Below are 12,394 nucleotides of genomic sequence, written 5' to 3' on the forward strand. Positions count from 1 at the left end.
ACGTCGTTAGAATCGATCACACTTACGCGTGTCTTTTCCCCACTTCTCTGCCGTCGTCGCCGGCGCCTCGCTTCGTCTCACTGTCGGTCGTGTCGAAACGGTTATAATGATAAATGTCCTGTAGGTTGTCACGGGTTTATCCCGGTCGGTAGGTGGTGGTTTCGGGAGACGCGCTGGACCGTTCGGCTCACCCCGGTCTCGGTTCAGTCGTCGGTACTCCTGCGTGATTTGCCGTCGAACAGCCGCGCCCGAACCCGCGAACCGTACACGCTTGCGAGCGCCGAGGCGCCGCTCGTCAACTCTCGGAGGGCGCCTGCCGCCTCGCCCCACTCGACTCTCGCACCGATCCCTGGTCGAAGCCCGATTCGACCGCTGAGGTCGGCACGTGTGCGGAGGAGGTCGCCGTCTTTCGTCGTGTAGCTGTGTGTCGTCCACTCGCGCTCGCGGTCACGGACTCGCGGGGCCTCGAGTCGGAGGACTCGGTCGTCGTCGGTGTCGACGACGGTCCTGATGCCGTCTGGCCCGTCGGTGACGGTCACGTCGGCGCGCTCTTTCGGGTACCCCCAGATCTCGCGTCCGAGCGCGACCGACGCGTCGGTCGTCACCGGGAGCCAGTGGACGTATCCGCCGACGTCGCCCGCGAGCTGGACGAGCGGCAGGTCGACGCGAGCCCCGGCGACGGCCGGGACGATCACGCCGAACTCGTCGTACGGCTCGAGACCAGTCGCTCCCTCCGCAGCGTCGGCCGCGTCAGGCTCTGGGCCGCCGACGCAGTGGTACTGGATTCCGACGAGGATCACACAGCCGATGCCAGGTGCGATCGCGAGCGGTGACAGCGCCGACGGAAGGATGCGGGCCAGCCGTCGCCGGCGGGCCGGGAGGACGACGCCACCTATCGCACACGAGAGCTCGAGCGGGAGGGTGACCTCGTGACCAGTCGAGAGTCGTCGTCGGCTTCGCATACGGGAACCGACGGATGCCGAACGCATATACTTCGGCGGACGACGAGAGACCGCTATCGTTTTGCACCTGCCGTTCGTCGCCGTGGACGAATGACGACGACTGGGCTGCCCGACCGGGATCGACTGCCGACGTACCTGGCTCCAGTTCCGAAGAAAATCGAGGACCTCGGCCTCCGGTACGCCTGGCTCGTCGTCGCGGTCAACCTGGGCGGGACGGTCTTTGGCTTCTGGTACTACCGCCACCAGTTCGCGGAGACGACGACGGTCATGTGGCCGTTCGTCCCCGACAGTCCCGTCGCCACGCTGTTGATCGCACTCGCGATCGCGAGCTGGAAGCTCGGTCACGAGCGACCGTGGCTCACCGCGCTCGCCTTCTTCGGTAACGTGATATTGGGGCTGTGGACGCCCTTTACCCTGCTCGCGTTCTTCGACGCCTACGCGTACTTGCATCCGGTAATGTATCACTTCCTCTTCTGGAGCCACCTTGCGATGGTCGTCCAGGCGTTCGTCCTCCACCGGATCACGAACTTCCCGGTCGGCGCCGTCGCCGTCGCCCTCGCGTGGTACGGGGTTGGCCTGATCGTCGACTACTCCGTGCCGATCGTCGGCGATCCACACCACACGCTCATCCCCGTCGCCCGCGACACGCCGATGTTCCTTGGGGCCGACGCCCTCGGCGTCGTCGCGGCCGGCGAGACGGCCTTCACGCTGCTGGCGCTCTTCCTGGCACTCTCGACGCGCGTCAAAAAGCTCGAGGCGATCGCGGGTCCGTTGCCGGACGACTCCTAATACTACTGGACAACACGATTCACACATCGATCGCACGCGAACGGCCGTCGCCGCTGGCGACGGACCGTGAGACGCGATCGAGTGTTCAGTGACCGTCGTCCGGCAGTATACCGTCTCGCGTTCGCGTTCACCGATCGGAATCGGCGACGAGGTCGAGGTGTGGCTCGAGTTGTCTCGCCGCCGGCAGCAGTTCGACGGTGTCCCTGCTCGGATGGTAGCGGGCGACCCGCGCGTCCGTCAGCCTGGGAACGTGGTTGTGATGAAGTTCGATCCGGACGCACTCTCGCCTGCTCTCGGTGGGTTTTCCGTCCCATCGCGCGAGCCGGTCGGCGAGTTCCTCGAGTGAGACCTCCCCGACCGTCTCGAAGAGGTAATACAGCACGTACCGTCTGTGTCGGTCGAGTAACAGCTCGAAGACGGTACTCGCCGGGAGGGACGGATCGGTACTGGCTGGCTCCACGTTCGAGGTATCAATTGTCATTGTGTCCCATACTCGGCTGACGCGACGACTGTGCTGCCGGAGGTTCCGACTCCGATAGCGCACGACTCGTCATCTCGAGGCGACTTCAGCAGAGCACGACCGACGGTTGGGCCGACGAAACCATAAACATTTTGTTAATTCCCCAGGATCGCCTGACTATATGGGTAAATGGTCTATTTCCCTCTGCTATCCTGTCCGTTTGTGGTCCGATTGACTCCTCGAGTGTTCGAACGTGATCCCGACCGGGTGCGTCCGTCGAGTCGGCCCTGACGTGCCGGGAGGAGCGAGGTGGACGTATACTGCCGGATAACACGGTTCAGCCATCGATCGCACTCGAGACGCTGTCGTCGCTGACGACAGCCGTCGAGACGCGATCGAGTAGTCACTGACTGTCGTCCGGTAGTATTACCCGACGATGACGACCGCCGACTCCGTCTCGAGCATCTCGCCGTCACCAGAGTACGTCCGTTCGACCTCGACGTCGAACAGGTCGTCCTCGAGTTCCTCGCCGGCGACGCGCAGGACGCCCGCGTCGTCGTCGATCTCGTACTCACCGTCGTCGATCGCGGCGTCGATCTCGCCGACTTTCGAGCCGAACTTCGGTCCGAGCGTCGCGTAGTCGAGGTCGATCGAGGCGACCTCGGTCGTGATCTCCGGCTGTTCGTCGAGGACCTCGAGGTCGTCGACGTGCATCACGTCCCGGATCGCTTCCTCGAAGCCGTCGATGGAACCGTACACCGAGACGGACTCGAGTTCCGCGTTGAGCGGAAGCTGGCGTTTGCTCTTGTACCGCCGCAGCGCGGAGATGACCTCCATCCCGGTCTCGCCGGCCTCGAGGTCGGCCTCGTAGCCTCGCACTGCGGGCCAGTCTTCGGTGTGGACGCTGTCGAACTCGGCTGTGTCGTCTCTCGGCTCGCCATCCGCGTACGTCGCCTGCCAGATCTCCTCGGTGGCGTGGGGCAGGATGGGCGCCCACAGCAGGAGGAAGGTCCGGTGGGCGATCCGCAGAGTGTACTGGGTCGAGGGATCGTCCTCGCGGGTCTTGGCGATCTCGAGGTAGTCGTCACAGAACGTGTTCCAGAAGAACGTCCGGAGGTGGTTGCGAGCCTTGGCGAACTCGTAGGCCTCGAAGTGCTCGGTGAGGGTGTCGATCGCGTCGTCCAGTTCCGCGAGCAGCCAGCGATCGATCGCCTCGAGTTCCTCGGGTTCCTCGGGATCGGCGGGCGCAATCGTGTCGACCAGTTTCGAGGCGTTCCAGAGCTTCCGGAGCAGCTTCTCCCCGGCGACGATGTCCTGCTCCTGATAGGGGAAGTCGTCGCCGACGGCGGCACTCGCTGCCCAGAAGCGCACGGCGTCGACGGGGTACTCCGCGATGACCTCGGCGGGTTCCACCACGTTCCCCCGCGATTTGGACATCTTCTCTCTGTTCTCGTCCAGGACGTGGCCGTTGATCATCGTCGCGTCGAACGGCACCTCGCCGGTGTGTTCGTAACACTTGACGATGGTGTGGAACAGCCAGAAGGAGATGATGTCGTGGCCCTGGGGACGGAGGTCGAACGGGTAGAGTTCGGGGTGGTCCATCGTGAACTCCTCCGCGTCGTCGTCCCAGTCCCAGCCGGCGTTGATGAGGGGGGTGAGCGACGAGGTCGCCCAGGTGTCGAAGACGTCGTCTTCGGGCTCGAACGCGTCGTGGCCACACTCCGGGCAGGCGTCGACCGGCGGGTCGTCGCTCAGGGGATCGACCGGCAGGTCCTCGCGCTCGGCCACGATCGGGTGGTCACACTCCTCGCAGTACCAGACGGGGAACGGAATGCCCGAGTCGCGCTGGCGGGAGATCAGCCAGTCCCACTCGAGGCCCTCGATCCAGTGTTTGTACCGGGTGAACATCTTCTCCGGGTACCAGTCCATCTCCTGGCCGGCCTCGAGGTACTCCTCTTTGTGGTCCAGGATCTCGACGTACCACTGTTTGGAGACGCGGAACTCGACGGGCGTGTCACAGCGTTCGTGGACCTGCACCGCGTGGGTAATCTCCCAGCGATCACGCAGGTAGCCCTCCGCCTCTAGGTCCTCGACGATGGCCTCGCGGGCCTCCTCGGTCGACATCCCTTCGTAGTCGCCGGCGAGGTCGGTCATCGTCGCGGACTCGTCGATGGCCACGCGCAGCGGGAGGTCGTGGGCCTGGTACCACTCGATGTCGTTCTGGTCGCCGAACGTACAGCACATGACGACCCCGCTTCCTTTCTCCATGTCGACGCGCTCGTCCTCGATGATCGGCACCTCGTGGCCGAAGATCGGGATGCGGGCGGTCTCGCCGACGAGATCCTCGTTGTCCTCGTCGTCCGGGTGGACGAACACCGAGACGCAGGCCGGCAGAAGTTCCGGACGCGTCGTGGAGATGACGAACTCCTCGCGCGGGGCGTCTTCCCCCACTATCTCGAACGCGATGTCGTTGAAGTGCGACCCCTTCTCCATGTCCTCCATCTCGACCTGCGAGATCGCCGTCTCACACTCGGGACACCAGATCGCTGGCGCTTTCTTCCGGTACTCGCGGCCCTGCTCGTAGAGGTCGAGAAAGGAGAGCTGGGAGATCCGCTGGACGCGGGGCTCGATCGTCTTGTAGGTGTTGTTCCAGTCGATCGAGCAGCCGATCGACTGCATCTTCTCGGTGAACTCGGCCTCGTAGTCCTGGCAGACCTCCCGACAGAGGTTCTGGAACTCGCGGCGCTCGTACTCCTGGTGGCGAATGTCCAGTTCCTTTTCAGTCAGCCGCTCGGAGGCGATCCCGTTGTCGTCGTAGCCGAAGGGGAACAACACGTCGCCGTCGGCCATCCGCTGGAAGCGCGCCGCGAAGTCCTGCAACGTGTGGCCGTAGAGGTGGCCCATGTGCAGACTCCCCGAGACCGTCGGCGGCGGCGTGTCGATGGCGTAGACGGTGTTCGGGTCTGTCTCGGCGTTGCCCTCGTAGGCGTAGGTCTCCTCGTCGACCCACCGGCGCTGCCACTTCGATTCGACGGCCTCGGGGTCGTAGCCGCCCTCGAGGCTGGCAGCCGGCTCGTCAGCCTGCTCTTCGGCGTCCATGCTCATGCTTTCACCGCCCCGGACGGGCGTGGTCGATTCCGCGTACACGTCGGTCGCGAACGTCGCTCGTACATTGGTGATACCGGTCGTTGCTCGATGAATACTGGTCGGACACAATACATCCGTCGAAACGGGGTGGGTGATGCGGGGCTAGAAGGCCCCTACGAAAACGGCGTCGTGTGGGCCGTCGAGACGGTCGCCTGCAGCCACGACGGACGTCATACGTACTGATACTCCGGGCAGGCGTGTTAGGTGTTTCGCGTCTCGTCGTCTCCCTCCCAGTGTAACACTGCCAGCGAGTCGTTCGCGTAGCGAACGTCCGCCTCGAGGTACGCCGCCAGGCGCTCGACGTGGTCGCGGCCAGTCTCGTCGGCGAGTCGAAGCCTGATCCGGTCGTGGACCGCGACGTCGCGGCCGTGCTCGACGACCAGCGAGAACAGCTCTCGCGGCGTCACGGGCTCGCCGTCGGCCAGCCGGGACTGGATCCCCTCGAGCGTCGACTCGACGGTCGTCTCGACCTCGAAGGTGACGTCGACCGAAACCTTCGTCGACGACTGATCGACGGCGTACACCTCCTCTGCGCTCTCGACGGCGGGGACGAGCACCTGCTCGAAGTCGACGCCCTGCTCGCGCAGTCCGATGTACGCGAACGCGAGCATCGCGGTGAGGCCGTCGACGAACGCCTCGTCGGTCGTCGCCCGCTCGAACACCTGCTTGCGGTCCGTGCGCTCGAGGTAGTGGACGAGGAGGTCGAAGTCGAGGATGCCGTCGACGACTCGCCGTCGGATCCGTGCCTCGGCGTTTCGCTTCGACTGTTCGTGGCTCATCTCCGCCTCGCCGAGCAGGTACGTCCGGTCCGCTCGAGAGAGGATTCCCCGGTCGCGGTTGGCATCGACGTTCATAATCGGATTTGGATTATACGACACTGGGTTCTATGCGAAGCTATATCAGCGAACGGGTTCGACCGACACGTCGATGACACGCCACGGGGTCGTTCGCCGCTCGTCGAAGGCGTCGGAGCACCGCCGCGGGACCGTTCGCTCGCCCATCGCCGGGGAGACTGGACGCGCCAGTCCGGAGGGGCCCTGACCGATGGCTGGCGGTCCCGTCGACCGGTACGCCGACGTTCTCGTCTCGCGGAGCCGTCTCGTGATCGTCCTCGCACTCGTGCTGACGGCGCTCGTCGCCGCCGGTGCCGTCGTGGGCGAGAGCGAGGACGGAGAGATCGGCCAGTTCGAGACCGACTCCGCAGAGCGCGACGCCCTAGAGGAGATCGAGGCGACATACGGCACCGACGACGCGGTCGTCGCCCAGCTCGTCGTTCGCGAGGAAGGCGGCGACGTCCTCACCCGCGAGTCGCTGCTCGAGAGCCTGCGACTCCAGCGCGAGGTCCGCGAGAACGAGACGCTGAACGCGACGCTTCGCGAGGAAGGATTCGTCGGCCTCGAGAACGTCGTCGCGACGGCGGCGGTCCACGAAGACCGGTTCGCCGGACGGACCGGCCCGCCCGGTAACGACACGACGACCGGGCCCACAAACGCCAGCGACACGTCCGACCGTGGCGACGAGAACGGCAGCACCGCGCCTCCGCAGACGACCGACCAGTTCGCGTCGCCGACGCTCGAGGATCAGATCGAGGCCCTCGAGTCGCGGTCGGACGCCGAGGTCGAGACCCTCCTCGAGCGGGTTCTCGACCCCGACGCGGAGACGCCCGGCGGCGATCCCTACGAGTTCCTGCCGTCTGACTACGAACAGGGGGCGACGACCGCCGACGCCCGGATCACGTTCGTCTTTCAGGTAAACGACGGCGGCCCCGACGAAGACCCGCAAGACGCGTACGACGCCCAGGTCGCGATCGCCTCGCTGGTCGAGGAGCGATTCGACGACGCGTTCGTCTTCGGGCAGGGGATTACCGACGACGCGTCCACACGAGCCGTCGGCGATAGCTTCGCGATCATCACGCCCGTCGCGCTCGTGCTCGTGCTGGTCGTCCTCGGCTTTGCCTACCGCGACCTCGTCGACGTCCTGCTCGGCGTCTTCGGCATCGGCGTCGTGATGGCGTGGCTCGCCGGCATCCAGGGCTGGCTCGAGATCCCCTCGAGTCAACTCCTGATCGCGGTGCCGTTCCTGTTGATCGGGTTGAGCATCGACTACTCGCTGCACGTCGTGATGCGCTACCGGGAGGCCCGAGAGGGAACGCTCGAGGCCGACGACGGCTCCGTCGACCGGCGTGATCCGACGACGGCCATGCGGCTGGGCGTCGCGGGCGTCGTCCTCGCGCTTGCGGCCGCCACGTTCTCGACGGGGGTCGGTTTCCTCTCGAACTACGTCAGCCCGCTCGCTGCCGTCCGCGACTTCGCCGTGTTGAGCGCCGGCGGCATCTTCGCGACGTTTCTCGTCTTCGGCGCGCTCGTACCGGCGGTCAAACTCGAGGTCGAACGCCTCTTCGACCGGTTCGGACGCGAGCGGCGCAAACCGGCGGTCGGGGTCAGCGCGGGTCCGATCAACCGCGCCCTCTCGACGGTCGTCTCGCTGGCCACGCGAGCGCCGGTCGTTGTCGTGGTCGTCGCGCTCTTGCTCGCGTCGGCGGGAGCCTACGGCGCGACCGGCATCGACACGGAGTTCAACCAGGCCGACTTCCTGCCCGAGGACGCGCCGGCGTGGGCGAAGTCACTGCCCGGCCCGCTCGCACCCGGCGACTACGACGTCCGGGAGAACGTCGCCTACCTCGGCGAGAACTTCCGCCAGCGAGGCGAGGGGTCCGAAGCCCAGATCCTGTTACGCGAGGACGTGACCGATCCGGCGACGCTCGAGGCCGTAGACGACGTCACGCGCGATTTCGACCGCGACGGGACGATCGTCCCCCGTCCGGACGGGACGGCGGCGATCGAGAGTCCGGCGTCCGTCCTCCGCGAGGTCGCCGACGACGAACCCTCGGTCGCGGCGGCGATCGACCAGCGAGACGCCGACGGCGACGGCTTGCCCGACGAGGACGTCGCGGCAGTCTACGACATCCTGTTCGACGTCGCTCCCGATCGAGCCTCGTCGGTGCTGTACCGGACCGACGACGGCACCTACGAGTCCGCCCGGCTGACGGTCGGCGTGCAGGGCGACGCCCCAGCACAGACGATCGCCGGGGACGTCCGGGACGTCGCGTCGACGATCGAAACGAACGCGCCCGTGACGGCGGTCGCCACCGGCGGCCCCGTCGTCACCGCCGTAGTCCAGGATGCGTTGCTCGAGACGCTCGTCCAGGCGTTCGCCGTGACGCTCGTCGTCATCCTCACGTTCCTCGTGGCGCTGTACTGGTGGCGTCACCGCGCCCCCGGCCTGGGCGTCGTGACGCTCGCCCCGGTGGTGGTCGCGCTCGCCTGGCTGCTCGGCACGATGGCCGCCTTCGACGTTCCGTTCAACAGCGAGACGGCCGTCATCACGAGCCTCGCGATCGGCCTCGGCGTCGACTACAGCATCCACCTCGGCGAGCGTATCGTCGACGAACGCGCCCGTCGCGAGGAGATCGGCGACGCCCTCGAGGCGGCGGTCACCGGGACGGGCGGTGCCTTGCTCGGCAGCGCGGCGACCACGGCGGCCGGCTTCGGCGTCCTCGCGCTCGCGCTCGCGCCGCCGCTCCAGCGGTTCGGTATCGTGACGGGACTGAGCATCGTCTACGCCTTCGTCGCCTGCGTGACGGTCCTGCCGAGCGTCTTCGCGCTGCGCGAACGCTTCCTCGAGCGCCGGTAGGCCTCGCGTCGCGGCCGAGGCGACTCGTCATACTACTGGACAACAGTCAGTGACTACTCGATCGCGTCTCGACGGCTGTCGTCAGGACAGCGTCTCGAGTGCGATCGATGGCTGAACCGTGTTGTCCGGCAGTATCACTCCTCGCGTCGGTCCGAGTCCGCGTCGGAGTGTGCCCGCACCCACAACTCGCCGATCCTCGAGAGTCGGGTCCGGTACGATTTCCCGTGTTCTTCGCGCTCGATGTACCCCTTCCCGCCCGGTCCGAGTCGGTCGACGTTGTAGATGACCTTCGAGCGGAAGCTGTCGGTGTACTCCTCGTTGAGTTCGCGTGCGAGCGCCTCGGCGAGTTCCGAGACGGAGTCGAACTCGCCGTCCTCGCCGAGTTTGTACAGGATGAGTTCCTCGAAGGGCTTGACGTTCGAGAAGGAGGCGACGGGCAGTTCGACGATGTGGTCGCCGTCGATCTCCTTCGCGCCGATCGTGGTCCCGCGCTCGTCGAACTCCGCGAGCAACCCGCGGGCGCTCTCGAGTCGGTCCTCGATCCGGTCGTCGGCGACTGCCCCCTCCTCGAGCAGGTCCTCGAGTAGCGCCGCCCCATCGCGCAGTTCCTCGGCGAGCTCCGTCTCGAGGTACTTCTCGGGGGCGGTGTAGTAGGTGTGGATCTGCTCGCGGTCCTCCTGGCGCTCGACCATCAGCGAGTGGGCGGCGTTCGCAAAGGCGAAACTGACGGTCCGGGGCATCGCGGCGACGTTCACCCAGACTTCGTTTCCCCGGTCGAGTTCGGCGTTGATCAGGTCGTAGGCCTGCTCGAACGCCCCGTCGTAGTCGTAGACGTCCTCGAGGACGAACCGTTCGGTCGCCGCCCCCAGCAGGTTCCGAAAGTCCGTCTCGAGCTTTCGCGAGAGGTGACGGGAGTACTCGACGTTGGCCTCGCTGCCGACCGCCCCCTCGAGGAGGACGACGCGGTCGACGTCGATCTGATCGCGCACGAGGGGGGCGATCAGCCGGTCGTAGTCGAACCCGACCGGGACGATGTGGGTCTGCATACGCGGGACAACGGGCTGGCGTTTATATAAAGCACCAGTTTCGATACCGTTGTTATGCACATCACCGATGTTTGCCGCCGCGCCCTCGTGGGCTTTCGTGAAAACGTAGGGGCTGTGGCTCCTTCAGTTCTTTCCTGATGTTGGGATGAATAGCGGGAGTTGCGTATTCAGCGTGGATTTTTCGGTGGAAACGGCTATCGCTGATTTCCGACAGCGTGTGAATAACTGGTCTTCGCTATCGTTATCGTGAAAACCGCGAGTGTCCATCTACTCTTATGCTCGATGGTCTTCCCGACCGCCCACTCTTCGAGTCGGAGTTAGCGGCGTTCACCGAGAGCGAAGCGATACGGTTCGCGTTCCCTGCGACACCCGAGAGCATGGACACCGACGACGATGGTCGAAGGCGTATCTACGACCTGTTGTTGTTCCTTCCCGTGTCGGTCGCCGTTCTTGCTTACGAGGGCGACGGTGAGGGGTGGACAGTCGTCGCCAATGAATCCGGGGACGAACCATATCGCGCGGCGATTGACGCTCTCATTGAACACAGGGACTACGAACTCGAAGAGGAAGGTGCTGTCCGCGAGTTGGTCGAAAAGTTCTACGGGGTGACAGAGGAACACCTCGGAATCGGAGACGGTGCCAACGGGTAGCACTCGGCGATTTTCTCCCACCGACCCGCATGATTTTACGCCTGCTATGTCCTATCCACGCCTATGACCTTCGGCTCTACGTGGCAGAATCTCATTGAGAACGTCGAAGAACTCCCATCGGACGCGACACTCGTCACACCACTCTCGCGCAAAGCCTTCCGCGTGACCGACGTACAGGAACCTCGTATCTTGATTCAGTACCGGGACGACGACGAGACGATACCTCTACAACGCGACCAGTTCGAGACGCTTCACCGCCGTATCCAAGACGCACATGGCGAGTTCGAGTTAGACCGACTCCCACCGGACGCCGAACCCTATGCGACAGTGCTGTCCTTACATCCGCGTTTCGAGGTAGACGACCGAGAGGGAACGCTGACCGAGAGCGAGACGCCGACAGGCTCGCCGCTGGTGGACGCGACCGAAGCCACCGACGACGGCGACGAAGAGCGGGAAGAGCCGGATGTGGACGTGTATGCGGACGCTCTGTTGCTGATTGACGCCCTCGAACGCCACGACGTGACCACACTCGAAGACGTAGAGACGCCCGCTCTGGTGAACCTCTACACTCTGCTGTCGGACGTACAGCGCAATGCCAACGACCTACGCCAAGACGTGCGGGCTGTCCTTCTCGACAGACTACACCACGACCAGCCGGTGAGCGGTCAGTTCGGGTCGGTACAGCGAACCTCGCGCCGGAACCGGTCGCTCAAAGACGATGAACTGGTGTTGAACGCCTTTGAGGCCGTAGGTATCGAACGAGAACGACTGACCACGGTGGATTCGAGTATGGTAGACGAAGCGCTTGAAGTCACGGAACTGTCCGAGAGCGACGTGTACGACGTGCAAGAGTCCGAGTACGTCCGGAAGGCCGACGTGGACGAAGACGAGAAGGAGACGCGCCTACAGGGACTCAAAGACCAACTCGCGGCCACCGAAGGCGAGGAAGCCGACGCACTCCGTGAGGAAATCGAAGAACTCGAAGACCGGATTGACGAACTGACCGAGTTCCGAAGCGGTCGGTCGTTCCACACGTCTGCTGGTGGGCAGTAACGCGTCGGTTCAAATGTCGAAAAGGGGGCGTCAGAACCCGGTCGAAACCTCTACCTCGTAGGTGTCGATACGGCTTGCGTCCTGCCCGGTGAACATACAGTCGAACTCCCACTCACGCCCACCAGCAAGGTCGCTCACGTTGTCGAGTCCTTCACCTATCTGCGTACCTTCCGAGTCGAGAAACGTCGCGGTCGCCTCGACGTAGCCGATTTCACTGTCGGTATTGTTGACGGCGGTGCCACGGACGCCCGACGAGAACTCTTCCTCGTAGAACTCGTGGTTCAGGATTTCCACGTCGGGCTGGTCGTTGCCACCACCGTCTCCGCTGTTCTCGTCGTTGCTGTTTCCACTGTTACTGTCGCCGCCACTGTTGTCCGAGTTACCGTTACTGCTGTCGCCGCTGTTGTCGTTCGCGTCTCCGCCACCGGAGTCTCCCGAGTCACTTTCTGAACAGCCCGCGAGGGCGAGAGCGCTGGCGGTCGTTCCGAGCGTTACGAGGTATCGTCTCCGATTCAGTTCCATTGCAATATGGCAATTAAGCGGCAACTACTTATATCGTTCTCATAGTCACGCTACGTGACCTATATCACGATT

At 64.6% G+C, this 12,394-nt stretch carries 10 protein-coding genes; 4 read left to right on the forward strand and 6 right to left on the reverse strand.

The window, feature by feature from the left end; translation table 11 throughout:
• Positions 1-203 precede the first annotated feature (203 nt).
• Positions 204-962, reverse strand: coding sequence for an acetoacetate decarboxylase family protein (locus MU558_RS02980; RefSeq protein WP_246971839.1), 759 nt, complete (start codon positions 960-962; stop codon positions 204-206).
• 90 nt (positions 963-1,052) lie between these two features.
• On the opposite strand from MU558_RS02980, the gene MU558_RS02985 reads away from it, so the two are divergent.
• A complete protein-coding gene (locus MU558_RS02985) occupies positions 1,053-1,751 on the forward strand; it encodes a DUF1405 domain-containing protein (RefSeq protein WP_246971841.1) in 699 nt (232 codons plus the stop codon).
• Between the two features lie 127 nt (positions 1,752-1,878).
• Here MU558_RS02985 and MU558_RS02990 read toward each other — a convergent pair whose 3' ends face one another.
• The 3 genes from MU558_RS02990 to MU558_RS03000 form a co-directional block, all read right to left on the reverse strand.
• Positions 1,879-2,232, reverse strand: a complete 354-nt coding sequence (locus MU558_RS02990) for a DUF7344 domain-containing protein (RefSeq protein ID WP_246971842.1) — start codon at positions 2,230-2,232, stop codon at positions 1,879-1,881.
• A 405-nt stretch (positions 2,233-2,637) separates the two neighbouring features.
• Entirely contained in the window at positions 2,638-5,427 is a 2,790-nt protein-coding gene (locus tag MU558_RS02995; protein WP_246971843.1) for a valine--tRNA ligase, read from the reverse strand.
• Positions 5,428-5,558: 131 nt separating this feature from the next.
• On the reverse strand, positions 5,559-6,212 hold the full coding sequence (locus MU558_RS03000) for a DUF8102 family protein (RefSeq protein WP_246971844.1): 654 nt from the start codon (positions 6,210-6,212) through the stop codon (positions 5,559-5,561).
• 190 nt (positions 6,213-6,402) lie between these two features.
• On the opposite strand from MU558_RS03000, the gene MU558_RS03005 reads away from it, so the two are divergent.
• Positions 6,403-9,051, forward strand: coding sequence for an efflux RND transporter permease subunit (locus tag MU558_RS03005; protein ID WP_246971845.1), 2,649 nt, complete (start codon positions 6,403-6,405; stop codon positions 9,049-9,051).
• Between the two features lie 134 nt (positions 9,052-9,185).
• On the opposite strand, the gene MU558_RS03010 is transcribed toward MU558_RS03005, so the two are convergent.
• A complete protein-coding gene (locus MU558_RS03010) occupies positions 9,186-10,097 on the reverse strand; it encodes an HFX_2341 family transcriptional regulator (RefSeq protein WP_246971846.1) in 912 nt (303 codons plus the stop codon).
• Positions 10,098-10,372: 275 nt separating this feature from the next.
• On the opposite strand from MU558_RS03010, the gene MU558_RS03015 reads away from it, so the two are divergent.
• On the forward strand, positions 10,373-10,747 hold the full coding sequence (locus MU558_RS03015; RefSeq protein ID WP_486641996.1) for a DUF7964 domain-containing protein: 375 nt from the start codon (positions 10,373-10,375) through the stop codon (positions 10,745-10,747).
• 63 nt (positions 10,748-10,810) lie between these two features.
• Positions 10,811-11,800 carry a DUF7983 family protein gene (locus tag MU558_RS03020; protein WP_246971848.1) on the forward strand — a complete coding sequence of 330 codons (990 nt, stop codon included), beginning with the start codon at positions 10,811-10,813 and terminating at the stop codon, positions 11,798-11,800.
• 30 nt (positions 11,801-11,830) lie between these two features.
• Here MU558_RS03020 and MU558_RS03025 read toward each other — a convergent pair whose 3' ends face one another.
• Positions 11,831-12,322, reverse strand: coding sequence for an FxLYD domain-containing protein (locus MU558_RS03025; RefSeq protein WP_246971851.1), 492 nt, complete (start codon positions 12,320-12,322; stop codon positions 11,831-11,833).
• Between the last annotated feature and the right edge of the window lie 72 nt (positions 12,323-12,394).

This window comes from Natribaculum luteum, assembly GCF_023008545.1.
Lineage (GTDB): Archaea > Halobacteriota > Halobacteria > Halobacteriales > Natrialbaceae > Natribaculum > Natribaculum luteum.